The organism is Hafnia psychrotolerans (assembly GCF_014639435.1).
GTDB classification, from domain to species: domain Bacteria; phylum Pseudomonadota; class Gammaproteobacteria; order Enterobacterales; family Enterobacteriaceae; genus Ewingella; species Ewingella psychrotolerans.
On record NZ_BMFZ01000001.1, the window covers coordinates 277,395 to 302,560 of the forward strand.

Annotated in this window: 23 protein-coding genes and 2 tRNA genes; 24 read left to right on the forward strand and 1 reads right to left on the reverse strand. The window is 50.1% G+C overall.

Features of this window, described 5'->3' with window-relative positions; translation table 11 throughout:
- Window positions 1–6: 6 nt before the first annotated feature.
- Window positions 7–657, forward strand: coding sequence for a pyroglutamyl-peptidase I (gene pcp / locus IEV89_RS01260; RefSeq protein WP_188469615.1), 651 nt, complete (start codon window positions 7–9; stop codon window positions 655–657).
- Window positions 658–806: 149 nt separating this feature from the next.
- On the opposite strand, the gene IEV89_RS01265 is transcribed toward pcp, so the two are convergent.
- On the reverse strand, window positions 807–2,093 hold the full coding sequence (locus tag IEV89_RS01265; RefSeq protein ID WP_188469622.1) for a citrate synthase: 1,287 nt from the start codon (window positions 2,091–2,093) through the stop codon (window positions 807–809).
- A 953-nt stretch (window positions 2,094–3,046) separates the two neighbouring features.
- Between IEV89_RS01265 and sdhC the strand changes: the two genes are divergently transcribed.
- From sdhC to pnuC, 23 genes are all read left to right on the forward strand, one after another.
- A complete protein-coding gene (gene sdhC / locus IEV89_RS01270; RefSeq protein ID WP_188469625.1) occupies window positions 3,047–3,436 on the forward strand; it encodes a succinate dehydrogenase cytochrome b556 subunit in 390 nt (129 codons plus the stop codon).
- The gene (sdhD, locus tag IEV89_RS01275; RefSeq protein WP_188469627.1) at window positions 3,430–3,777 is read left to right on the forward strand and encodes a succinate dehydrogenase membrane anchor subunit; all 348 of its coding nucleotides are present in this window, start codon (window positions 3,430–3,432) and stop codon (window positions 3,775–3,777) included. Before sdhC ends, sdhD begins: the two co-directional genes overlap by 7 nt.
- Before the next feature lie 3 nt (window positions 3,778–3,780).
- The gene (sdhA, locus tag IEV89_RS01280; RefSeq protein WP_188469629.1) at window positions 3,781–5,547 is read left to right on the forward strand and encodes a succinate dehydrogenase flavoprotein subunit; all 1,767 of its coding nucleotides are present in this window, start codon (window positions 3,781–3,783) and stop codon (window positions 5,545–5,547) included.
- 20 nt (window positions 5,548–5,567) lie between these two features.
- Window positions 5,568–6,284 (forward strand): succinate dehydrogenase iron-sulfur subunit, encoded by a 717-nt coding sequence (locus IEV89_RS01285; protein WP_188469631.1) that lies wholly within the window; start codon window positions 5,568–5,570, stop codon window positions 6,282–6,284.
- Between the two features lie 373 nt (window positions 6,285–6,657).
- Window positions 6,658–9,465 (forward strand): 2-oxoglutarate dehydrogenase E1 component, encoded by a 2,808-nt coding sequence (gene sucA / locus IEV89_RS01290; protein ID WP_188469633.1) that lies wholly within the window; start codon window positions 6,658–6,660, stop codon window positions 9,463–9,465.
- A gap of 21 nt (window positions 9,466–9,486) precedes the next feature.
- Window positions 9,487–10,725 carry a 2-oxoglutarate dehydrogenase complex dihydrolipoyllysine-residue succinyltransferase gene (odhB, locus tag IEV89_RS01295; RefSeq protein WP_188469635.1) on the forward strand — a complete coding sequence of 413 codons (1,239 nt, stop codon included), beginning with the start codon at window positions 9,487–9,489 and terminating at the stop codon, window positions 10,723–10,725.
- A gap of 93 nt (window positions 10,726–10,818) precedes the next feature.
- Complete coding sequence (gene sucC, locus IEV89_RS01300) at window positions 10,819–11,985, forward strand: ADP-forming succinate--CoA ligase subunit beta (RefSeq protein WP_188469637.1); 1,167 nt, start codon at window positions 10,819–10,821, stop codon at window positions 11,983–11,985.
- On the forward strand, window positions 11,985–12,860 hold the full coding sequence (sucD, locus tag IEV89_RS01305; RefSeq protein WP_188469639.1) for a succinate--CoA ligase subunit alpha: 876 nt from the start codon (window positions 11,985–11,987) through the stop codon (window positions 12,858–12,860). The genes sucC and sucD overlap by 1 nt, the downstream gene beginning before the upstream one ends.
- Before the next feature lie 699 nt (window positions 12,861–13,559).
- Entirely contained in the window at window positions 13,560–15,128 is a 1,569-nt protein-coding gene (cydA, locus tag IEV89_RS01310; RefSeq protein WP_188469641.1) for a cytochrome ubiquinol oxidase subunit I, read from the forward strand.
- Window positions 15,129–15,142: 14 nt separating this feature from the next.
- On the forward strand, window positions 15,143–16,282 hold the full coding sequence (gene cydB / locus IEV89_RS01315; protein ID WP_188469643.1) for a cytochrome d ubiquinol oxidase subunit II: 1,140 nt from the start codon (window positions 15,143–15,145) through the stop codon (window positions 16,280–16,282).
- 27 nt (window positions 16,283–16,309) lie between these two features.
- A complete protein-coding gene (gene cydX, locus IEV89_RS01320; protein ID WP_188469645.1) occupies window positions 16,310–16,429 on the forward strand; it encodes a cytochrome bd-I oxidase subunit CydX in 120 nt (39 codons plus the stop codon).
- Complete coding sequence (gene ybgE / locus IEV89_RS01325; RefSeq protein ID WP_188469647.1) at window positions 16,429–16,722, forward strand: cyd operon protein YbgE; 294 nt, start codon at window positions 16,429–16,431, stop codon at window positions 16,720–16,722. The genes cydX and ybgE overlap by 1 nt, the downstream gene beginning before the upstream one ends.
- Before the next feature lie 149 nt (window positions 16,723–16,871).
- Window positions 16,872–17,276 (forward strand): tol-pal system-associated acyl-CoA thioesterase, encoded by a 405-nt coding sequence (gene ybgC / locus IEV89_RS01330; RefSeq protein WP_188469649.1) that lies wholly within the window; start codon window positions 16,872–16,874, stop codon window positions 17,274–17,276.
- Window positions 17,273–17,962, forward strand: coding sequence for a Tol-Pal system protein TolQ (gene tolQ / locus IEV89_RS01335; protein WP_188469651.1), 690 nt, complete (start codon window positions 17,273–17,275; stop codon window positions 17,960–17,962). Before ybgC ends, tolQ begins: the two co-directional genes overlap by 4 nt.
- 11 nt (window positions 17,963–17,973) lie before the next feature.
- On the forward strand, window positions 17,974–18,405 hold the full coding sequence (gene tolR, locus IEV89_RS01340; protein WP_140470461.1) for a colicin uptake protein TolR: 432 nt from the start codon (window positions 17,974–17,976) through the stop codon (window positions 18,403–18,405).
- 127 nt (window positions 18,406–18,532) lie between these two features.
- On the forward strand, window positions 18,533–19,726 hold the full coding sequence (gene tolA / locus IEV89_RS01345) for a cell envelope integrity protein TolA (RefSeq protein ID WP_188469659.1): 1,194 nt from the start codon (window positions 18,533–18,535) through the stop codon (window positions 19,724–19,726).
- Window positions 19,727–19,857: 131 nt separating this feature from the next.
- Complete coding sequence (gene tolB, locus IEV89_RS01350; RefSeq protein ID WP_188469661.1) at window positions 19,858–21,150, forward strand: Tol-Pal system beta propeller repeat protein TolB; 1,293 nt, start codon at window positions 19,858–19,860, stop codon at window positions 21,148–21,150.
- Between the two features lie 44 nt (window positions 21,151–21,194).
- Entirely contained in the window at window positions 21,195–21,704 is a 510-nt protein-coding gene (gene pal / locus IEV89_RS01355) for a peptidoglycan-associated lipoprotein Pal (protein ID WP_140470458.1), read from the forward strand.
- Window positions 21,705–21,713: 9 nt separating this feature from the next.
- Complete coding sequence (gene cpoB / locus IEV89_RS01360) at window positions 21,714–22,511, forward strand: cell division protein CpoB (RefSeq protein ID WP_188469663.1); 798 nt, start codon at window positions 21,714–21,716, stop codon at window positions 22,509–22,511.
- Window positions 22,512–22,694: 183 nt separating this feature from the next.
- Window positions 22,695–22,770: transfer RNA gene (locus tag IEV89_RS01365), tRNA-Lys, on the forward strand.
- A gap of 49 nt (window positions 22,771–22,819) precedes the next feature.
- Window positions 22,820–22,895 (forward strand) — tRNA-Lys (locus tag IEV89_RS01370).
- A 435-nt stretch (window positions 22,896–23,330) separates the two neighbouring features.
- Window positions 23,331–24,392, forward strand: a complete 1,062-nt coding sequence (nadA, locus tag IEV89_RS01375; RefSeq protein WP_188469665.1) for a quinolinate synthase NadA — start codon at window positions 23,331–23,333, stop codon at window positions 24,390–24,392.
- Between the two features lie 51 nt (window positions 24,393–24,443).
- Entirely contained in the window at window positions 24,444–25,166 is a 723-nt protein-coding gene (gene pnuC, locus IEV89_RS01380) for a nicotinamide riboside transporter PnuC (RefSeq protein ID WP_188469667.1), read from the forward strand.

Here is a 25,166-nt window from a genome sequence, read left to right on the forward strand (position 1 = left end):
GAGGCTATGCGTAAGGTTTTGGTGACCGGATTTGACCCCTTTGGTGGCGAACGTCTTAATCCGTCATGGGAAGTCGTGAAACTGCTGGAAGACCTCGAGCTTTCGGGGGTTCGCATTGTTATACGCCAGCTTCCCTGCGTGTTTGGCAAAGCCATTGAAGCACTTAATGCGGCGATCGATGAGGTCGATCCTGTGATGGTTATTGCGGTAGGGCAGGCTGGTGGACGGGCTGATTTCAGCGTCGAGCGCGTGGCAATAAACATTGATGACGCACGTATTCCCGATAACGACGGCAATCAGCCGATTGACAGGCCGATTGTCAGCGATGGCCCGGCTGCCTATTTTTCACAGCTGCCTATCAAGGCGATTGTGAACGGATTATGCGAAGCGGGCATTCCGGCCTCTGTTTCTCAAACGGCCGGGACCTATGTCTGCAATCACGTGATGTATGGCTTACTGCACCGTCTGGCACAGCCGAGTTGCCAGGTTGTGAAGGGCGGATTTATTCATATTCCGTACTCGCCTGAGCAAGCGGCGGCGCACCCAGGTCAGCCGAGCATGTCGGTGAAAACCGTGCTTGAAGCGCTGGAACTGACCATCGCGATTGCCCTGCATACTGAGCAGGATCTTCGCGTGGCGGAGGGCGCAACGCACTGATACCTGAAGGCCCGGGAATTCGTCGCACGACGTGTAGCTGGTGTGGCAGGTGTAGCAATAGGATCTTGTGGATCGAGCGAATAAAAAATGGCACCCGCGAAGGTGCCATTCTTGTGTCTATAGGCTTTCTTTGTGCTGAAAGTTAGCGCTTATTTTTTCAGCTGAGAATGGAAATCACGCTTGTCATAGCCGGTATACAACTGACGAGGACGGGCGATTTTAATGCCATCCTGGTGCATTTCATTCCAGTGCGCTATCCAGCCAACGGTACGGGCCATAGCGAAGATGACGGTGAACATCGAGGACGGAATACCCATGGCTTTCAGAATGATACCTGAGTAGAAGTCGACGTTAGGGTAGAGTTTCTTCTCGATGAAGTACGGGTCGTTCAGTGCGATGTGCTCTAACTCCATCGCCACTTCCAGCAGGTTGTTATCTTTTAGATCGAGTTCTTTCAGTACTTCATGGCAGGTATCACGCATAACGGTGGCACGTGGGTCATAGTTTTTGTAAACACGATGACCGAAGCCCATCAGCCGGAATGAATCGTTTTTGTCTTTCGCACGTTTGATAAAGCCTGGAATGTGCTCAACACTGCTGATCTCTTCCAGCATTTTCAGAGCTGCTTCGTTGGCGCCGCCGTGAGCGGGTCCCCACAGAGAAGCAATCCCTGCAGCGATACAGGCGAACGGGTTAGCGCCGCTTGAGCCAGCCGTACGCACTGTCGAGGTGGAGGCATTCTGTTCGTGGTCAGCGTGCAGGATCAGAATACGGTCCATGGCGCGTTCCAGAACGGGGTTCACAATGTACTCTTCGCAAGGCGTGGCAAACATCATATGCAGGAAGTTACCGGCATAAGAGAGTTCGTTACGCGGATAGACGAACGGCTGTCCGATGGAATATTTGTAACACATCGCCGCCACGGTCGGCATTTTTGACAGCAGACGGTAAGCGGCAATTTCACGGTGACGTTCATTTTCAACGTCAATTGAGTCGTGATAGAACGCTGCCAGCGCGCCGGTCACGCCGCACAGTACGGCCATCGGGTGCGAGTCACGACGGAAGCCGTGGAACAGACGCGTGATTTGTTCGTGAACCATGGTGTGGCGTTCAACGATTTTTCGGAAGTCGTCGTATTGTTTCTGGGTAGGTACCTCGCCGTACAGCAGCAGGTAGCTCACTTCGAGGAAGTTGGACTCTTTAGCCAACTGGTCTATTGGGAACCCACGGTGCAATAAAATGCCTTCATCACCATCGATATAAGTAATTTTGGATTCACAGGATGCAGTAGAGGTAAAGCCTGGGTCAAAGGTGAACAAGCCTTTTGAGCCGAGGGTACGAATATCAATTTCGTCCTGGCCCAATGTGCCTGATAGCACGTCGAGTTCAATAGGATCTTGACCTTGTAGGGTAAGTGTCGCTTTCTTATCAGCCATTTACAGTCTCCTTAGCGCCTTTATTTTAAAAATCCTCAACAACTGAACAGCCTGAAATCCGACCCGAAATTCCGTCGCTATTATGCCGACGGACTCTGCGATCAATGTGATTAGAGAGCGTAGTGCCCTGTCGTTTTGTGGCTTTAGACCACTATTTGACGGACGAGCGGCGTTTCATCGTTGTTAAAGATTCGATAGATCATTATTTTCTTGTGCTTAAATTATAGACAACTCGCGACCAATATGAGGTTTTACGCAATCCCCACTTTTGCATAACTTGGCGTAACAGGGAAGCGCAGATGCGTGTGTCGAAGTCATCCAGGCAGCGATCGAATGGCTAATATGTAATGGGAATGTTGATTCAATGTCAAACTACATAATTTATTTTGTGTCTATTGTGAGAACTGCGAGCTAAATCACTGTTTAGCAGAAATGTGACCAAAGCGTTTGTAGGGGAATTGTAATAAGAATGTGATCGACTTATACTTTCTGCAGGTCTCCGGGTAACCGAAGTAGGGGCACCCAGCACACCTTCTTTGTCTTTCAAATTACTGCGTTGTTGGCTTGCGCGTCCGCCCTCGTCACTTACCTATTGTAAGCTTTCAGGGATTTGCGCACGGGCCATCTGGCAGTAATCTGAAATCCTTCAAAGTATGAAATTCAGTCTACGCGTCTTGATTACAATGGATGTCGTTGTTTGAGCGTATGACGTGAAGGGCTTATGGCTCATTCATACTCGAAGTGAATGGGATTGCAGGAAGGCGACAATTGAGCGAGTTACGATGAGCTTACGTTAGTAAGTGATTCGTGCAAGCGAGAGCAGCCAACGTATCTGTAGCCTCAATCAAGAAAAGGACGATGCTGTCTGAACACCGCTAAGGCCGGGGTAGTAAAATAATAAGTGCCTTCGTCATCAACGCGCTCGCCGCGATACGAAAGGCTCTATGAGGTGTGTGGGCAAAACCGTGAAAAAACAAAGACCTGTCAATCTGGATCTGCAAACGATTCAGTTTCCTGTTACTGCGATAGCGTCCATCTTACATCGTGTCTCCGGCGTAATTACCTTCGTCGCTGTAGGTATCCTCCTCTGGCTGCTCGGCATGTCACTCTCTTCGCCTGAAGGGTTTGCACACGCAGCTGAAATCATGAATGGTTTCATCGTTAAATTCATCTTCTGGGGAATACTCACTGCTCTGGCCTATCATGTCTGCGGTGGCATTCGCCATTTGCTGATGGATTTTGGCTATCTCGAAGAGAGTTTGGCTGTCGGTACCCGTTCTGCCCAAGTGGTGATCGGTTTGACCGTTCTGTTGTCCATTCTTGCTGGAGTCTTAGTATGGTAAACAATGTTTCAGCATTAGGACGCAATGGCGTGCACGACTGGCTGCTTCTGCGTGCTTCCGCTATCGTTATCACTCTGTATATCCTCTATATTATTGGCTTCGTTGTGATTGCCAGGGATATTGATTTTAATGTCTGGCAAGGCTTCTTTGCTTCCTCTATTACCAAAGTATTTACCCTGCTGGCGTTGCTATCGATTCTGATCCATGCGTGGATTGGTATGTGGCAGGTGTTAACGGACTACGTTAAACCATTGGCGGTACGACTGGTGTTGCAACTGGCTATCGTCGTGACTTTAGTGGTTTATCTACTTTATGGAACAATTGTTGTTTGGGGAGCCTAGTCAATGAATCTGCCAGTCAGAGAGTTTGATGCTGTCGTTATTGGTGCGGGTGGCGCCGGTATGCGTGCTGCATTACAGATTTCAGAAACGGGGCAGAGCTGTGCCTTGATTTCGAAAGTTTTCCCAACCCGTTCCCATACGGTATCAGCACAAGGTGGTATCACCGTGGCGCTGGGCAATACCCATGAGGATGATTGGCAATGGCATATGTACGATACCGTCAAAGGTTCCGACTACATCGGTGATCAAGATGCGATCGAATATATGTGTAAAACGGGCCCTGAAGCGATTCTTGAGCTTGAGCATATGGGGTTACCGTTCTCCCGTCTTGATGACGGAACAATTTATCAACGTCCGTTTGGTGGCCAGTCTAAGAATTTTGGCGGCGAGCAAGCGGCACGCACAGCGGCAGCGGCAGACCGGACCGGTCACGCGCTGTTGCACACTCTTTATCAGCAGAACCTGAAAAAAGGCACCACTATTTTTTCCGAATGGTATTCGCTGGATCTGGTGAAAAATCAGGACGGTGCGATTGTGGGTTGTACCGCCATCTGTATCGAAACCGGTGAAGTTGTCTATTTCAAAGCCAAAGCGACCGTGCTAGCCACCGGCGGTGCTGGCCGCATTTATCAGTCCACCACTAACGCACACATCAATACTGGCGATGGTGTCGGCATGGCGTTGCGTGCCGGCGTGCCGGTTCAGGATATGGAAATGTGGCAGTTCCACCCAACCGGTATCGCTGGCGCTGGCGTTCTGGTGACAGAAGGCTGCCGTGGTGAGGGCGGTTATCTGCTGAACAAAGAGGGTGAACGCTTTATGGAGCGTTATGCGCCGAATGCGAAAGACCTTGCGGGTCGTGACGTGGTGGCACGTTCCATCATGATCGAAATCCGTGAGGGACGCGGCTGTGAAGGTCCGTGGGGCCCGCACGTTAAATTGAAACTCGACCATCTGGGACGTGACGTTCTGGAATCCCGCCTGCCGGGCATCCTTGAGTTGTCCCGTACCTTTGCTCACGTTGACCCGATTAAAGAGCCGATCCCGGTTTTGCCAACTTGCCACTACATGATGGGCGGTATACCCACCAAAGTGACTGGTCAGGCACTGCGTGTGAACGAGAAAGGTGAAGATGTGGTGATCCCGGGTCTGTTTGCGGTGGGCGAAATTGCCTGCGTATCGGTTCACGGTGCCAATCGTCTTGGCGGTAACTCGCTGTTGGATCTGGTGGTGTTTGGGCGCGCAGCCGGTCTGCATCTGCAAGAGTCGATCAACGAGCAGGGCGCAAGCCGGGATGCGTCGAAGGATGATATCGATGCATCGCTTGAACGTATGAATCGCTGGAACAATACCCGCTCGGGTGAAGATCCGGTGGCTATCCGTAAAGATCTGCAAACCTGTATGCAGCATAACTTCTCGGTGTTCCGTGAAGGTGATGCGATGGCCGAAGGTCTGGAACAGCTGAAGGTGATCCGCGAGCGTTTGAAATTTGCCCGTCTGGATGATACCTCCACGGAGTTCAATACCCAGCGTGTTGAGTGTCTGGAGCTGGATAACTTGATGGAAACCGCCTTCTCAACCGCTGTTTCTGCCAATTACCGCACCGAAAGCCGTGGGGCACACAGCCGCTTCGACTTCCCTGACCGTGATGATGCCAACTGGCTTTGCCATACGCTCTATCAGCCGGAAACCGAAAGCATGACCCGCCGTGAGGTGAACATGCAGCCTAAACTTCGTGCGGCCTTCCCGCCGAAAGCGCGTACTTACTAGGGCATGAGCTGGGACAAATTATGAGACTCGAATTTTCGATTTATCGCTATAACCCGGATATTGACGACGCACCGTACATGAAAGATTACGTGCTGGAAGCGGAAGAAGGGCGTGACATGATGGTGCTGGATGCTTTAATCCAGTTGAAAGAACAGGATCCGACCCTCTCTTTCCGTCGTTCCTGTCGTGAAGGTGTTTGCGGTTCAGATGGCGTTAACATGAACGGTAAGAACGGCTTGGCTTGCATCACGCCAGTGTCTGTTTTGCAGAAGTCAGGCAAGAAAATTGTCATTCGTCCTTTGCCTGGTTTACCGGTGGTTCGTGACCTGGTCGTAGACATGGGGCAATTCTATAAGCAGTATGAGAAGATTAAGCCTTACTTATTGAATGATGGGAAAAATCCTCCGGCACGGGAGCACTTGCAGATGCCGGAAGAGCGTGAAAAACTGGACGGATTGTACGAGTGTATTCTCTGTGCCTGTTGCTCAACGTCCTGTCCGTCCTTCTGGTGGAACCCTGACAAGTTTGTGGGTCCGGCGGGATTACTGGCTGCATACCGCTTCTTGATCGATAGCCGCGATACGGAAACGCAATCGCGACTTGACGATCTCGACGATGCTTTCAGCGTATTCCGGTGCCATAGCATTATGAACTGTGTCAGCGTATGTCCAAAAGGATTGAACCCGACCAAAGCTATCGGTCATATCAAATCTATGCTGCTACAGCGTGGTGCCTGAGTTTATAAGTGCATACTGAATAGCGGGAACTCGGGTTCCCGCTAAAATTAAGTGAGCTGTTGGTAACATATCAGCAACATGATGCAACAAGGTTGATCCCAATTAGAGTAGAATAGCCAGGGAAGTGATAATCAGGTGAGATGCAGCAGGGCAGCGCCAAAAGACAGCTTTATTGTGTAGGTGATTCTGATTAATGAGCACAGCAGCAGCTCGAAGTGTGAAGAATCAAAGTTAGCTTTTGGAGGTTCCTTGTACGGGCCGCAGGCTCCAGACCAATGAACTGTTTTGTATGGAAACCGTCTTACTGCGGTGTAGCACGGTCATTATTATTAACCACGGCGAAAACTAAAGCTTCAAAGCTTAAGGGATCACGATGCAGAACGGCGCAATGAAGGCCTGGCTGGATTCCTCCTATCTGGCGGGTGCAAATCAGTCTTACATAGAACAGCTCTATGAAGACTACTTAACCGATCCTGGTTCCGTTGACGATAGCTGGCGTTCAATTTTTAAACAGCTTCCGACAGTGGGGGTTAAACCAGAGCAACTCCATTCTCAAACACGCGACTACTTCCGTCGCCTGGCGAAAGACACTTCGCGGTATAATTCCGCCATCAACGATCCACAAACGGATGCCAAGCAAGTTAAGGTGTTGCAACTTATCAACGCCTTCCGCTTTCGTGGCCATCAGAATGCCAACCTTGACCCACTCGGTTTGTGGAAACAGGATGTCGTCGCTGATTTGGATCCGGCTTTCCACAATCTTACTGACGCTGATTTCCAGGAAACCTTCAATGTAGGTTCTTTTGCCATTGGCAAAGAGACCATGCAGCTCGGCGAACTGTATAAAGCACTGAAGCAAACCTATTGCGGGTCAATCGGTGCGGAATACATGCATATCACCAACACCGACGAAAAGCGCTGGATACAGCAGCGTATCGAGTCTGTCGCGGGCCGTGCCAACTTCAGTGATGTCGAGAAGAAAACATTCCTGAAGGAACTGACTGCAGCAGAAGGTTTGGAACGTTATCTTGGCGCAAAATTCCCTGGTGCTAAACGTTTCTCACTGGAAGGTGGTGATGCGCTGGTGCCGATGCTCAAAGACATGATCCGTCACGCCGGTAAAAACGGTACACGTGAAGTGGTGCTTGGTATGGCGCACCGCGGACGTTTGAACGTGCTGATCAACGTGTTGGGCAAGAAACCGCAGGACTTGTTCGATGAGTTCTCCGGCAAGCATAAAGAACATCTGGGTACCGGTGACGTGAAATATCACATGGGCTATTCGTCTGATGTGGAAACTGAAGGCGGTATGGTTCACCTGGCGTTGGCGTTTAACCCGTCGCACCTTGAGATCGTAAGCCCGGTGGTTATTGGTTCTGTGCGTGCCCGTCGCGATCGTCTGGATGAAGCGCGCAGTAATATGGTTCTCCCTATTACCATTCACGGTGATGCGGCTATTACCGGGCAGGGCGTGGTTCAGGAAACCCTGAACATGTCGCTTGCACGGGGTTATGAAGTGGGCGGTACGGTGCGTATTGTCATCAATAACCAGGTAGGTTTTACCACCTCGAATCCGAAAGATGCCCGCTCCACCGAGTACTGTACTGATATAGCCAAAATGGTGCAGGCACCGATTTTCCACGTCAATGCAGATGACCCGGAAGCCGTCGCTTTTGTTACGCGCCTGGCGCTGGATTTCCGCAATACCTTCAAACGTGATGTGATGATCGATCTGGTGTGTTATCGCCGTCATGGCCATAACGAAGCCGACGAGCCGAGTGCAACTCAGCCGCTGATGTACCATAAAATCAAAAAGCATCCAACGCCGCGTAAAATCTACGCGGATATTCTGACTGAGCAAAACGTCGCCAGTCTTGAAGATGCCACTGAAATGGTCAATCTGTACCGTGATGCTCTCGACGCCGGTGATTGCGTGGTGGATGAGTGGCGTGCGAACGACATGCATACCTTCACCTGGTCGCCGTATCTGAATCACGAATGGGATGAAGAGTACCCGAGCAAAGTCGAACCGAAGCGTTTGCAGGAACTGGCCCATCGCGTCAGCCACGTACCGGAAGCCATCGAAATGCAGGCACGCGTTGCCAAAATTTATGGTGACCGTAATGAAATGGCTGAAGGCAATAAGAAGTTTGACTGGGGCGGTGCCGAGAACCTGGCTTATGCCACGCTGGTTGATGAAGGTATTCCTATCCGCCTGTCGGGTGAAGATACCGGCCGCGGAACTTTCTTCCACCGCCACGCCGTGGTCCATAACCAGAAAAACGGTTCTGTTTATGTACCGTTAGCGAACATTCATAACAGTCAGGGCGAGTTTAACGTCTGGGACTCGGTGTTGTCCGAAGAGGCTGTTCTGGCGTTCGAATATGGTTACGCTACTGCAGAACCTCGCACCCTAACCATCTGGGAAGCGCAATTTGGTGACTTTGCCAACGGCGCTCAGGTGGTTATCGATCAGTTCATCAGTTCCGGCGAGCAGAAATGGGGTCGCATGTGTGGCCTGGTGATGCTGCTACCGCATGGTTACGAAGGACAGGGTCCAGAGCACTCCTCTGCACGCCTGGAGCGTTATCTGCAACTTTGCGCTGAGCAAAACATGCAGGTTTGTATCCCGTCTACTCCGGCGCAGGTTTACCACATGATACGTCGTCAGGCGCTGCGCGGAATGCGTCGTCCACTGATCGTCATGTCACCGAAGTCTCTTTTACGTCATCCTTTGGCGGTTTCTACGCTGGATGAGTTGGCCAACGGAAGCTTCCTGCCTGCGATTGGCGAAATCGACACGATGGATCCAAAACAGGTCAAGCGGGTCGTGATGTGTTCAGGCAAGGTCTATTATGATCTGCTAGAGCAACGTCGCAAAAACGAACAAACCGATGTGGCCATTGTACGTATCGAACAACTGTATCCGTTCCCGCATAAGGCTATTCAGGAAGTGCTTGAGAAATTCTCTCACGTCCATGATTTCGTCTGGTGTCAGGAAGAGCCGCTGAACCAGGGTGCCTGGTACTGTAGCCAACACAATTTCCGTGAAGTGATTCCTTTCGGGGCTTCTTTACGTTACGCAGGACGTCCGGCGTCTGCCTCTCCGGCAGTAGGCTATATGTCTGTTCACCAGAAGCAGCAGCAAGATCTGGTTAATGATGCGTTAAACGTTAATTAACGATTTTAAGAAGGATTGAGAATGAGTAGCGTAGATATTTTGGTCCCAGACCTTCCTGAATCCGTTGCGGATGCGACGGTTGCCACCTGGCACAAAAAGCCGGGCGACAGTGTAGAGCGCGATGAAGTGCTGGTTGAGATCGAAACAGACAAAGTCGTGTTGGAAGTGCCGGCAAGCGAAGCGGGTATTCTGGAGAGCATTCTGGAAGACGAAGGCGCGACTGTTATTTCCCGCCAGATCTTGGCACGTCTGCGTCCGGGCAACAGTACCGGAAAGACGAGTCAGGAAAAAAATTCCGCTAAAGAGTCTACCCCTTCCCAACGCCACACTGCGGCACTGGAAGAGGAGAGCAGTGACGCACTCAGCCCGGCTATCCGCCGCCTGATCGCTGAACATTCTCTCGATGCCAATGCCATTAAAGGCAGCGGTGTCGGCGGTCGTCTGACCCGTGAAGATATCGAAGCGCATCTGGCTAACTCGGCGAAAGATGCCAAGCCTGCGGCTAATGCAGCAACGGATAAAGCAGCCGCTTCTGCTGCTCCGGCTCCGGCTATTGGTGCACGCAGTGAAAAACGTGTTCCTATGACCCGTCTGCGCAAACGCGTGGCTGAGCGTCTGCTGGAGGCAAAAAACAGTACTGCCATGTTGACGACGTTTAACGAAATCAACATGAAGCCAATCATGGATATGCGCAAGCAGTACGGCGAGGCATTCGAGAAGCGTCACGGCATCCGTCTGGGCTTTATGTCTTTCTATCTGAAAGCCGTGGTCGAAGCGTTGAAACGCTTCCCTGAAGTGAATGCCTCTATCGATGGCGAAGACGTGGTATACCACAACTACTTTGATGTCAGCATTGCGGTTTCGACTCCACGCGGTCTGGTTACGCCGGTTCTGCGTGATGTGGATACGTTAGGCATGGCCGACATTGAGAAGAATATCAAAGAGCTGGCTCTGAAAGGCCGCGACGGTAAGCTGAAAGTTGAAGAACTGACCGGCGGTAACTTCACTGTGACCAACGGCGGCGTTTTTGGCTCGCTGATGTCGACTCCAATCATCAACCCACCACAGAGTGCGATCCTTGGTATGCATGCCATCAAAGATCGTCCGATGGCAGTGAACGGACAGGTTGTGATCCTGCCGATGATGTATCTGGCGCTTTCATATGACCACCGTCTGGTTGACGGACGTGAGTCAGTGGGCTTCCTGGTGACCATCAAAGAAATGCTGGAAGATCCGGCTCGTCTGCTGCTGGACGTCTAGTCCCTGCAGAGAGAAGCAAAAGAGATCATTAAAATCTGAGACACGGTTCGCCGTGTCCTGATAAGCCTTACTACTAAGAATGGATAGAACATCATGAATTTACACGAGTATCAGGCGAAACAGCTTTTCCTGCGTTACGGCCTGCCAGCACCAACCGGCTTTGCCTGTTCCACACCGCGGGAAGCGGAAGAAGCCGCGTCTAAAATCGGATCCGGCCCGTGGGTAGTGAAATGTCAGGTTCATGCCGGTGGCCGTGGTAAAGCGGGCGGCGTGAAAGTGGTTAAAAGCAAAGAAGAGATCCGTACTTTTGCTGAAAACTGGTTGGGCAAGCGTCTGGTGACTTACCAGACAGACGCGCAGGGTCAGCCGGTAAACCAGATCTTGGTTGAAGCAGCGACTGACATCGACAAAGAACTTTATCTCGGTGCCGTGATTGATCGCAGCTCACGTCGTGTGGTGTTCATGGCGTCTACCGAAGGCGGCGTGGAAATCGAGACCGTTGCAGAAGAAACCCCACACCTGATCCACAAAATGGCGCTGGATCCTCTGACAGGTCCGCAGCCTTATCAGGGCCGCGAACTGGCGTTTAAGCTGGGTCTGACGGGTAAACAGGTTCAGCAGTTCACTAAGATCTTCATGGGCCTGGCCGCTATTTTCCTCGAGCGCGACCTGGCGATGATCGAAATCAACCCGCTGGTCGTTACGACGGCTGGGGACCTGATTTGTCTTGATGGCAAACTGGGTGCCGATGGCAACGCCTTGTTCCGCCAGCCAGAACTGCGTGAAATGCGTGACCACAGCCAGGAAGATGCCCGTGAATCTCAGGCAGCCCAGTGGGAACTGAACTATGTGGCGCTTGATGGCAACATCGGTTGCATGGTAAACGGTGCCGGCCTGGCCATGGGCACCATGGACATTGTGAAGCTGCACGGTGGTGAACCGGCTAACTTCCTTGACGTCGGTGGTGGTGCAACCAAAGAGCGCGTTACTGAAGCATTCAAAATCATTCTGTCTGACGAAAAAGTGAAAGCGGTCTTCGTCAACATCTTCGGCGGTATTGTTCGCTGCGACCTGATTGCCGACGGTATTATCGGCGCAGTGGCAGAAGTGGGTGTCAGCGTACCTGTGGTGGTGCGACTTGAAGGTAACAATGCCGAGCTGGGTGCTAAGAAACTGGCAGACAGCGGTTTGAATATCATTGCAGCGACCAGCCTGACTAATGCGGCTCAACAAGTCGTCGCGGCAGTGGAGGGGAAATAATGTCGATTTTAATCAACAAAGATACCAAAGTGATTTGTCAGGGTTTTACCGGTAGCCAGGGGACTTTCCACTCTGAGCAAGCGATCGCTTACGGCACGCAAATGGTCGGTGGTGTTACGCCGGGCAAAGGCGGCACACAGCATCTTGGCCTGCCTGTTTTCAACACCGTGCGTGAAGCGGTAGAAACCACAGCGGCTACTGCATCGGTGATTTATGTTCCGGCACCTTTCTGTAAAGATTCGATTTTGGAAGCCATCGACGCCGGTATTAAGCTTATCATCTGTATCACTGAAGGCATCCCGACGCTGGATATGCTGGCAGTGAAAATGAAGCTTGAGCAGAGCGATGTGGTCATGATTGGGCCAAACTGTCCGGGCGTTATTACTCCAGGCGAGTGCAAAATTGGTATTATGCCGGGCCACATTCACAAGCCGGGCAAAGTGGGTATCGTTTCCCGTTCAGGTACTCTGACTTATGAAGCGGTTAAGCAGACCACGGACAATGGCTTTGGCCAGTCAAGCTGTGTAGGCATCGGTGGTGACCCAATCCCAGGCTCTAATTTTATCGATATTCTGAAGCTGTTCCAGGAAGATCCACAAACCGAAGTGATCGTGATGATCGGTGAGATCGGGGGTAACGCAGAAGAAGAAGCGGCAGCTTACATTAAAGCTCACGTGACGAAGCCTGTTGTCGGTTACATCGCGGGTGTCACCGCCCCTAAAGGCAAACGTATGGGCCACGCTGGCGCCATCATTGCTGGAGGCAAAGGCACCGCAGAGGACAAGTTTACTGCGTTGGAAGCGGCTGGCGTGAAGACCGTTCGCAGCCTGGCTGATATTGGCGATGCGGTGAGAGCAGTTTTGCCAAATAAATAAACATATTGTTCTTATTTATCATCAAAGGTCACCTGAGGGTGGCCTTTTTTATTACTGCTATAATATTTAACAATGCATCATTTTAATGAGAGTTATTAACAACGCATTAAATGTAAAAAAGAAAATGAAAGCATTAATAATGCGTATTATCCATTGAGGTTAGTGGTGCCTTTACTTTAATTTCACAATAAATTAACAGCCAAGCTTTCAATAAAACCTTATTAAACCAATAATTAACAATATTTCAGGTTTTTTTTAGAAACTGCGAGAACAATATAGAAATAAACAGCGAGATAGGCTTAAATTGCTGTAGATCAATTCTATGGAGTGAGAGTGTTTGGGCTAATAATTGACCTGTAGATGGAAATTAGATTTAGGTCACGTAAAAACCTATTTATTGTATGGGATTAGTGGCGTAACATCATGCATCTGTAACATGAGTATCCAAAAATAGGTTTGAGATTGTTAATTTTCCCCACTCCTTACTCCCGTTCGCTGCGGCTCGCCTTGCAGTTTTGCTTTGTCCGCGCGAAGTGAGGTTGGGTATCTGGCGTATTTGATCTTATTGATGGTGAAAATCATTGTTAGTGAAAAGCGTCTTAAGACAGGTTTTAAAAGTGGAAGTTATGAGGCGTTCCGTCAATCGGTTCGTCAGAGCGTTGCACGTTGGAGTCTTCCTCCGAGGAACTAGGGGTCAAGATGTTTGATATCGTTGAACTGTCGCGTTTGCAGTTTGCTTTAACAGCCATGTACCATTTCCTATTCGTCCCATTAACGCTTGGTATGGCGTTTTTGTTGGCAATTATGGAAACGGTGTATGTGCTTTCCGGCAAACAAATCTATAAAGATATGACCAAATTCTGGGGCAAGTTATTTGCAATTAACTTCGCTTTAGGTGTGGCCACGGGTTTGACCATGGAATTCCAATTCGGGACTAACTGGTCATATTTCTCACATTACGTCGGTGATATCTTTGGGGCTCCGTTGGCCATCGAAGGTTTGATGGCGTTCTTCCTCGAATCTACCTTAGTCGGTTTATTCTTCTTCGGTTGGGATCGTTTAACGAAAGTTCAACACATGACGGTGACTTGGTTTGTTGCCCTCGGTTCTAACTTATCTGCTCTTTGGATCCTGGTCGCCAACGGCTGGATGCAAAACCCGATCGCCTCAAACTTCAACTACGAAACCATGCGTATGGAAATGGTCAGCTTCTCTGAGCTGGTCCTGAACCCGGTTGCGCAGGTTAAATTCGTTCACACCGTGGCGGCAGGTTATGTTACCGGTGCAATGTTTATTCTGGCTATCAGCTCTTATTATCTGCTCAAAGGCCGTGACGTTGGGTTTGCCAAACGCTCATTCGCAATCGCAGCGAGCTTCGGTCTGGCTGCTGTATTGTCCGTTATCGTATTGGGTGATGAATCCGGTTACGAAATGGGTGACGTACAGAAAACTAAACTGGCCGCTATCGAAGCAGAATGGGATACGCAACCTGCACCTGCCAGCTTTACGCTGTTCGGTATGCCAAATCAGGATAAAATGGAAAATGAATACTCCATTCAAATTCCGTACCTTCTTGGTCTGATTGCCACCCGTTCTATTGATACGCCAGTCACGGGTCTGAAAGACCTGATGGCACAGCATGAAGTGCGTATTCGCAACGGGATGAAAGCTTACACCTTGTTGGAAGAATTGCGTTCAGGTAACACTGATCCGAAAGTTCACAGCGATTTCGAAAGCACCAAGCAGGATCTGGGCTACGGTATGCTGCTGAAACGCTACACCGATAATGTTGCTGATGCGACGGAAGCACAGATTCAGAAAGCGACCAAAGATTCTATACCTCGCGTTCTGCCACTCTACTTTGCATTTCGTATCATGGTTGCTTGCGGCATCTTGATGCTGTTGCTGATAGGTCTCTCCTTCTTGGCGGTTGTTCGTGGCAAGATCGGTGAGACACGCTGGTTGCACCGTGCGGTGTTCCTCGCTCTGCCATTGCCGTGGATTGCAGTTGAAGCAGGCTGGTTTGTGGCAGAGTACGGTCGTCAGCCTTGGGCGATTGGTGAAGTGTTACCAACGGCTATAGCACACTCCTCACTGACTGTGACTGATGTTCTGACGTCGATGATTCTGATCTGCGGCTTGTACACCCTGTTCCTGATCGCTGAGATGTTCCTGATGTTCAAATATGCACGCCTGGGCCCAAGCAGCCTGAAAACTGGCCGCTATCATTTTGAGCAAACTCCAGCGCCACTTGAGCAAACTCGGTAAAAGGGAGTCCAATTATGTTTGATTATGAGTCGCTACGGTTCATCTGGTGGGCGTTGATTGGCGTGCTGTTTATCGGCTTCGCGGTCACCGATGGTTTTGATATGGGCGTGGGCATTTTGGTGAGGATTATCGGGAAAACCGATACTGACCGACGTGTAATGATCAACGCCATTGCACCACACTGGGACGGTAACCAGGTATGGCTTATTACTGCCGGTGGCGCGTTGTTCGCCGCTTGGCCTCAGGTCTATGCTGCTGCCTTCTCCGGTTTCTATGGCGCGATGATCTTGGTGCTATGCGCCTTGTTCTTCCGTCCGCTAGGATTTGACTACCGTTCAAAACTGGAAAGCCCTCGCTGGCGTGGTATGTGGGATTGGGCCATCTTTATTGGTAGCTTCGTTCCTGCACTGGTGTTCGGTGTCGCATTCGGTAACCTGTTGCTAGGCGTTCCGTTCCATATTGATATGGATCAGCGTTTGTTCTACACCGGTAACCTACTGCAACTGCTGAACCCTTTTGGTCTTCTGGCTGGGTTGGTTAGCCTGACTATGCTGATTACGCAGGGTGCAGCCTATTTGCAAATGCGTACCGTGGGTGAGTTGCACTTGCGTAGCCGCGCGGCATCCCAGATTTCTGCGCTGGTGATGATGGTGTGCTTCCTGCTGGCAGGTATCTGGTTAGTGAAAGGGATTGATGGTTTCACAGTGACTTCTGTTATGGACCATGCAGGCCCGTCAGATCCACTGCGCAAAACGGTATCTCATGTGGCCGGTGCATGGCTGATTAACTTCAATAAGATGCCAGTCTTATGGGCTATTCCAGCGTTGGGTGTGATTTTGCCACTGCTGACTATCCTGTTCTCACGTATCAATAAAGGGGCGCTGGCATTTGTGTCATCTTCACTGACTATTGCCTGCGTGATCCTGACGGCCGGTATCACTATGTTCCCATTCGTTATGCCATCAAGCACTACGCCTGATGCGAGTCTGACGATGTGGGATGCAACCTCCAGCCTGTTGACGTTGAAAGTGATGACCGTTGTGGCTTGTATCTTCGTGCCGATCATCCTTATTTATACTAGTTGGGCGTATTACAAGATGTTTGGTCGTCTCGACAAAACTTACATCGACAACAACAAACACTCTTTGTACTAATCGTTCAACTGAACGGGAGATAACACCATGTGGTATTTTGCCTGGATCCTCGGAACGCTGCTCGCTTGTTCGTTCGGGATTATTACAGCCCTGGCTTATGAGCACAGCGAAGAGAATAAAGCTGCGGCAGCGAAAGATAGGCAATAATGAGTTTGCTCGCTGATAAACTGTACGCCATCACTGACAAGGGCCCCTTGAGGGCCCTTTCTCTCTGCATGGCACTCGTGCTGGCAGGCTGTGTGTTTTGGCAACCAGCTCAATTTTCTTCATCAACCAGCAAGCTGGAAGTCTGGCATGGAATCATTCTGATTTGGGCCGTCTGTGCCGGATTGGTTCACGGTTTTGGATTCCGCCCCCACGGGCCTGTATGGAAAGGGTTCTTTTCTCCGCTTCCGGCGATGATTATCCTGCTGGCGGGACTTATTTACTTTTTTGGATAGTTTTTTATCTAATAATGATAGATATTTACACGACTTTTCCTATGGGCCATTCAGGCCCATAATTATTTGCATTCTCGCCCTACAACCCATTCCCAACCATAAATCTCTTGCGTATAGTAGGCCCGTCAAATTGCATTACGGGATGTAGAGTGAGTAATTCGTTGTTCCGATGGCCGGTTCGTGTCTACTACGAAGACACCGACGCGGGAGGGGTGGTCTACCACGCCCGATATGTCGCCTTTTTTGAAAGGGCCCGCACAGAGATGTTGCGCCAACGCAATTTTCACCAGCAGCAGTTACTGGATGAACGCGTCGCTTTTGCTGTCCGCCGCTTGACGGTCGAATTCTTGGCTCCTGCTCGTCTCGATGACTTGCTTGATGTTCAAAGTGAGATAACGTCTATTCGGGGGGCTTCTCTTAGTTTTGTACAACGAATTCTTGATGCGAGTGGCAATCTCCTCTGTTCTGCAGAGGTGTTGATTGCATGTATCGATCCAAACCAAATGAAGCCAAAAGCGCTTCCTAAGTCTATTGTCGCGGAGTTTAAGCAGTGACTGACATGAACATGCTTGATTTGTTTTTAAAGGCCAGCATCCTGGTTAAGTTGATAATGCTTATTCTGGTGTGCTTTTCTGTCGCGTCTTGGGCGATCATCATTCAGCGAACGAAAGTATTGAATGCCGCTACCCGTGAGGCAGAAGCTTTTGAAGATAAATTCTGGTCCGGTATTGAGCTTTCTCGTCTCTATCAGGAAAGCCAGGGACGTCGTGAGAGTCTCACTGGCGCCGAACAGATTTTCCATTCAGGTTTCAAAGAGTTCGCCCGTTTGCACCGTGCAAACAGCCATGCACCCGAGTCGGTTATTGAAGGTTCTTCTCGTGCAATGCGTATCTCTTTCAACCGTGAGATGGAATCTCTTGAAATGCACATTCCATTCCTTGGCACCGTCGGTTCCATTAGTCCGTACATCGGTCTGTTTGGTACGGTCTGGGGGATCATGCACGCCTTCATTGGTTTAGGTTCTGTAAAACAGGCCACCTTACAGATGGTTGCGCCCGGTATCGCTGAGGCATTGATTGCTACTGCGATTGGTCTTTTCGCCGCGATTCCTGCGGTTATGGCCTATAACCGTCTGAACCAGCGAGTGAATAAAGTCGAACAAAATTACGATAACTTCATGGAAGAATTCACGGCTATCCTACACCGTCAGGCTTTCTCTCGCGAAAGCAGCAGTAACTAAAGGGGGATGGCATGGCTCGAGTTCGAGGTCGTCGTAACCGTCGCGAAGGTAAGTCGGAGATCAACATCGTTCCGCTGCTTGACGTGCTGCTGGTTCTGCTGCTGATTTTTATGGCAACAGCCCCGATCATTACGCAAAGTGTGGAAGTTGATCTGCCGGATGCGACAGACTCAAAAACAGTATCCAGTGATGATAATCCACCGGTCATTGTTGAAGTTTCCGGCGTGGGTCAGTACACCATTGTGGTGGATCATCAGCGTATGGAGCAGTTACCGGAACAGCAGGTTGTGGCTGAGGCTGCCAACCGTATCAAAGCGAATCCGAAGACGGTGTTCTTGATCGGCGGTGCAAAAGATGTGCCGTATGATGAGATCATCAAGGCACTGAATATGCTGCATCAGGCAGGTGTTAAATCTGTCGGTCTGATGACACAGCCTATCTGACGATAGGCATTTGTAACACTTATTGTAAACCCGGCTTTTCTTGGTCTGATAAAACAGTGGTCTGTATGGTGATGACTGGCGCTGAAGAAATCCGGGTTTTTGGCAATCCTGTGTTGGGAAATCTATTTTGGTAAAGGCAACTGCAACTGAACAAAACGCTAAGCTCAAACGCGCCGTTATTGTTTCGGTCGTTCTGCATGTCATCATAATAGCCCTGTTGATCTGGGGATCGCTGTCCGAAGACACCAGCATGAGTGGTGGTGGCGGCGGGAGTGATATCTCTGCTGTGATGGTAGATCCTAGTGCGGTGGTTGATCAGTACAATCGGCAGCAGCAGCAATCGGCTGATGCTCAACGTGCCGCACAATCCCGTCAGAAAAAATCGGAACAGCAGGCTGAAGAACTTCAGCAGAAGCAGGCAGCGGAGCAGCAACGACTAAAAGAATTAGAGAAAGAACGTCTGCAGGCGCAAGATGATGCCAAACAGGCTCAGGAAGAGGCGAAGCAACAAAAACAAGCCGCCGAACAGCAAAAGCAGGCGCAGGAACAACAGAAGCTAGCTGAGGATGCGGCGGCGAAAGCCAAAGCTGAAGCAGCCAAAGCGCAGACTGAAGCGGCTGCCAAGGCGAAAGCAGAAGCAGATAAGGCAGCAAAAACAGCCGCTGATGCTCAGAAAAAAGCCGCGACCGAAGCGAAGAAACAAGCAGAATCCGAAGCCGCCGCTGCGGCAGCCGCGGCCAAGAAGCAAGCTGAAGCAGATGCTAAAAAACAGGCCGAAGCCGAGGCCAAGAAGCAAGCTGCTGCTGACGCAAAAGAGGCCGCCGCGCAAGCTAAGGCTGACGCTGCGGCTGCTAAGAAAGCTGAAGCTGCCGCGGCTGCCAAAAAAGCCGCCGCTGATAAGAAAGCGGCAGCGGCAGCTGCAGCCAAGCAATCTGAATCAGTCGACGATCTCTTCGGGGGTCTGGCAGATTCTAAAAATGCCCCGAAAGGTGGATCTGCTGGTGGAGCAAGCGCTCCGGCAGGGAAGGGTACTCAGAAGAAAGCGGGTGCATCCGGTGCAGATATTGCTAACTACGGTAGCCAAATTAAGGCGGCGATTGAGAGCAAGTTCTATGATGCACAATCCTATTCGGGCAGAACTTGCACATTGCGCGTTAAGATGGCGCCTGATGGTTTACTGATTGATGTGAAGGCGGAAGGTGGCGATCCTGCGCTTTGCCAAGCGGCGCTCGCTGCAGCAAGGCAGGCGAAGTTCCCTAAACCACCTTCAGAAGCTGTTTACGATGTCTTTAAAAATGCGCCATTAGACTTCAAGCCATAGTAATTGTTGAAAATACTGTGTTTTCAGAATTTTACTATGGTATGTGGGTTGAAATTCTAGTTTTGTGTGCGCTGGTTTGTTAAAGTTCTGCAAAATTATCGTGGGCAGATCGTCCAGATAAGGGAGATACAATGAAGCATGCATTTCGAGTAGCGTTCGGTCTTTTGATCCTGTGGGCGTCTGTGTTACATGCAGAAGTTCGCATTGAGATTACCCAAGGGGTGGATTCTGCTCGCCCAATTGGTGTTGTACCTTTTAAATGGGCTGGTCCAGGTGCTCCACCTGAAGATATTGGCGCTATAGTAGCGGCTGATTTACGTAACAGCGGCAAATTTAATCCGATCGATACATCCCGTATGCCTCAGCAACCGTCAAGTGCATCAGAAGTGACGCCTGCGGCCTGGGCAGCATTAGGTATTGATGCGGTCGTGGTCGGTCAGATTCAGCCGAGTGCAGATGGAAAATATTTGGTTTCTTACCAGTTAGTTGATACCGCAGCCGCCCCTGGTACCATTCTGGCGCAAAATCAGTATCAAATTACCAAGCAATGGTTACGTTATTCTGCCCATACCGCCAGCGACGAGGTGTTTCAGAAGCTCACTAATATCAAAGGCGCGTTCCGCACCCGTATTGCTTATATAGTGCAGACTAACGGAGGTAAATTCCCGTATGAGCTGCGCGTTGCCGACTACGATGGTTATAACCAATTCGTTGTTCACCGTTCACCGGAACCACTGATGTCTCCTGCATGGTCACCGGATGGCAGCAAACTGGCGTATGTGACTTTCGAAAGCGGTCGTTCTGCGCTGGTTGTGCAGACTCTGGCTAATGGCGCGATCAAGCAAATAGCTTCGTTTCCGCGTCATAACGGTGCGCCAGCATTCTCACCAGACGGTAGCAAACTGGCCTTCGCCCTGTCTAAAGGCGGAAGTCTGAACATCTATGTTATGAATCTGGGCTCGGGTCAAATCAGCCAGGTTACCGATGGACGGAGCAACAACACTGAACCTACCTGGTTCCCGGATAGCCAAAATCTGGCTTTCACATCTGATCAGGGTGGTCGTCCACAATTGTATAAAGTGAGTATTAATGGCGGTGCGCCTCAGCGACTGACCTGGGAAGGTTCTCAGAATCAGGACTCTGACATAAGCACAGATGGTAAATTCTTGGTAATGGTAAGCACTAATGGTGGTTCCCAGCACATCGCCAAACAAGATCTGGTAACGGGAGCCGTTCAAGTATTAACGGACACGTTCCTGGATGAGACGCCTAGTATCGCACCGAATGGCACCATGGTTATTTACAGTTCCTCTCAAGGGCTGGGTTCCGTGTTGCAGTTGGTCTCGACTGATGGGCGTTTCAAAGCGCGTCTTCCGGCGACTGATGGACAGGTAAAATTCCCTGCCTGGTCGCCGTACCTGTGATGCATATATAGCTATGTATGGCAAATTATAAAAGGATCAACGAGATGCAACTGAACAAAGTGCTTAAAGGACTGCTGCTGGCTGTGCCTGTACTGGCAATCGCCGCGTGTAGTTCTCACAAAAGCGCAGACAATGGCCAATCTGGTATGGGCGCTGGCGCTGGCACTGGTGCAGAAAGCGGCAACATGTCTTCTGAAGAGCAAGCACGTCTGCAGATGCAAGAACTGCAAAAGAACAATATCGTTTACTTCGGTTTAGATAAATACGATATCGCTTCTGACTTCGCTCAAATGCTGGACGCGCATGCTGCATTCCTGCGTAGCAACCCTTCATACAAAGTGACTGTTGAAGGTCATGCGGATGAACGTGGTACTCCAGAATACAACATCGCTCTGGGTGAGCGTCGTGCTACTGCAGTTAAAATGTATCTGCAAGGCAAAGGCGTTTCTGCTGACCAAATCTCTATCGTTTCTTACGGTAAAGAAAAACCAGCTGTACTGGGCCATGACGAAGCGGCTTACGCTAAAAACCGTCGTGCTGTACTGGTATACTAAGAGAGTCGCATGAGCAATAACTTCAGAACTCACCTGGTGGGTCTGTCGTTATTGATTGGCGTAGCGGTCCCATGGGCCGCTACTGCCCAAGCGCCAATCAGTAATGTCGGCTCAGGCTCGATTGAAGATCGGGTCACCTCTCTGGAGCGTATTTCTAACGCTCATAGCCAACTATTAACTCAATTTCAGCAACAACTCTCTGATTCCCAACGCGATATTGACTCTCTTCGAGGTCAGATTCAGGAAAACCAATATCAGTTAAGTCAGATTGTCGATCGTCAAAAGCAAATCTATCAGCAGATGGACAGCTTAAGCAGCCAGAATTCAGCGGATAATGCGAATGCTGCTGCATCAGGCACTGCTGCCGGAGCTTCTGCTGGCGCGGCTACTGATTCATCCACTACAGCGCCTGCTAAGGCTCCTGCGAGCACGGGTGATGAAAACAGTGACTACAATGCGGCGGTTTCACTGGCTCTGGAAAAGAAACAGTACGATCAAGCTATTTCTGCCTTCCAGGCATTTATCAAGCAATATCCAAAATCGACTTACCAACCTAACGCCAACTACTGGTTAGGGCAGTTGTATTACAACAAAGGTAAGAAAGACGATGCCGCCTATTTTTACGCGGTTGTAGTCAAAAACTTCCCCAAGTCGCCAAAAAGTTCGGACGCGATGTATAAGGTTGGGGTGATCATGCAAGAGAAAGGGCAGGTTGATAAAGCCAAAGCCGTCTATTCGCAGGTCATAAAACAGTACCCCAATACCGATGCGGCTAAACAAGCTCAAAAACGCTTAGCTTCACAGTAATTTGCTATTCAGGCCCGGAAAACACCGATTTCGTCTGTTTTCTGGGCTTGAGTGCGTGAAGAACAAGCAGTCAGGCCTTTTTCATCAATTAAACGTTGCACTGAAAAGTTATATAAGTAATATATGCCGCCGTTGCCTAGGCAACTGTAAGGCGTTAAAGCAGTGAGATATTTAGCTTTGTGCGGGCCGTTAGCTCAGTTGGTAGAGCAGTTGACTTTTAATCAATTGGTCGCTGGTTCGAATCCAGCACGGCCCACCATTTCAGGTAGAGCACATCGCAAAATAAGAAATATTAAGAAGTAGACCGTGGGCCGTTAGCTCAGTTGGTAGAGCAGTTGACTTTTAATCAATTGGTCGCTGGTTCGAATCCAGCACGGCCCACCACTTCTTAGTTGCTAAGACTCATTAACCGTCTGTACTACCGTGATACAGCGCGGGTCGTTAGTTCAGTGGGTAGTACCGTTGATTTTTAATCAATGAGACGTGGGTTCGAGCTGAGCGAAGCAAGATGACAATGTGAACGCGTTGTCCGCAAGATAAGGCCAAAGGCCGAATCAATCCAGCATGAACCAATACTTCTTACTTAAAGAAGTCAATTAAAACGCCTTGAGGCGTTTTTTTAGTTTCCAGCCTAATAAAAGTCATTCCCTTCATTATTTTTTAAGTCCCTTAAACACTTTCTGATTAAAGAGTAAAATTCCTGCGACTTTTCCACTTATCTGCGGTATTTTGTTTAGCATACAAAACAAACGGGCGAATTTATTCCGTTATTGCTTCCTGAGTCCGGGCTGAGCCTCCGGCCACTAGAGATGATGAGTGATGAGCGAGACTTTAGACCTGAATGCAGCAGTGTATCCTTTTCCTCCAAAGCCGGTCCCGTTAAGCCAGGACGAAAAAGCTTTCTATAAAGCTAAAATTAAAACCCTGCTTAAACAGCGCAACGCGGTGATGGTGGCGCATTATTATACCGATCCGGAAATTCAGGCGCTGGCAGAAGAGACCGGCGGCTGCGTGGCTGATTCGCTGGAGATGGCGCGTTTCGGAAGTCAGCATTCTGCTTCAACGTTGCTGGTTGCTGGGGTACGTTTTATGGGGGAGACAGCGAAGATCCTCAGCCCGGAAAAAACCGTGCTTATGCCGACGCTCAATGCCGAGTGCTCATTAGATCTGGGATGCCCGGAACAAGCGTTCGTAGATTTTTGCGACAGCCATCCTGATCGCACGGTTGTGGTCTACGCTAATACCTCCGCTGCGGTGAAAGCACGCGCCGACTGGGTGGTCACCTCGAGTATTGCAGTGGAACTTATTGAATATCTCGACAGCCTGGGCCAGAAAATCATTTGGGCACCGGATCGCCATTTAGGTAATTACGTACGCAAACAGACTGGTGCAGATATACTTTGCTGGCAAGGCGCATGTATCGTGCATGATGAGTTCAAAACACAAGCGTTGGAAAGAATGAAAGCGCTGTATCCGGATGCCGCCGTGTTAGTGCACCCAGAGTCACCGCAGGCGATTGTCGATATGGCTGATGCCGTAGGGTCAACCAGTCAGTTGATTCAGGCGGCGAAAACTCTGCCTAATAACACACTTATTGTGGCCACCGATCGCGGTATTTTTTACAAAATGCAGCAGGCTGTGCCCGATAAAGAGCTGTTCGAAGCGCCAACTGCTGGCGAAGGTGCGAGTTGTCGCACCTGTGCGCACTGCCCGTGGATGGCCATGAACGGCCTTAAAGCCATTGCAGAAGGCCTGGAACTTGGCGGTGCTCAGCATGCGATAGAAGTAGATGAAGGGCTGCGGGTCAAATCACTGATCCCGTTGAACCGGATGCTGGATTTTGCCACAGGGCTTAAACTGCGCGTGCAGGGTAATGCGTAAAACTGAGGGGGCTCTGCTCCTGTCTTAATGGTGCAAAAGAAGGGAAGCGTTATGGATTTTTTCAGTACTAGTAACATCTTAGTCCATATCCCGCTGGGTAAAGGCGGTTATGATCTCTCGTGGATTGAGGCGATAGGGACTCTGTTTGGGCTGTTGTGCATTTGGTATGCCAGTAAAGAGAAGATCATCAACTACCCGTTTGGCCTGATTAACGTCACCCTGTTCGCAGTGATTTTCTTTCAGATCCAGCTCTATGCCAGCCTGCTACTGCAAATTTTCTTCTTCGCCGCCAATATTTACGGCTGGTATGCCTGGAGCCGTCAAACGGCCGATAAGCAGGCCGAGTTGCAAATCCGCTGGCTATCGCGTGGAAAGGCACTGGTGTGGAGCTTGGTCTGCATCGTCGGCATTCTCTTTATGACCTTTAATATTGACCGCGTTTTTGGGACATTAAGCCAGATTGCCGTGAATCTTATGCAGGCGATGGGGTTGGATGTGCAGATGCCCGCGTTGCAGCCGGATGCCTTCCCATTCTGGGACTCATCCATGATGGTGCTGTCTATTGTCGCGATGTTGTTGATGACCCGAAAATACGTGGAGAACTGGCTGATATGGGTGGTTATTGATGTGATCAGCGTGGCGATTTTTGCTTATCAGGGCGTATATGCCATGGCTCTGGAATATGTATTGCTGACGCTAATTGCGCTGAACGGTTCCTGGCTATGGATCAAAAGTGCGGCTGAGAACGGCTCTAAGCCCCTTCAGCGTGTTTAG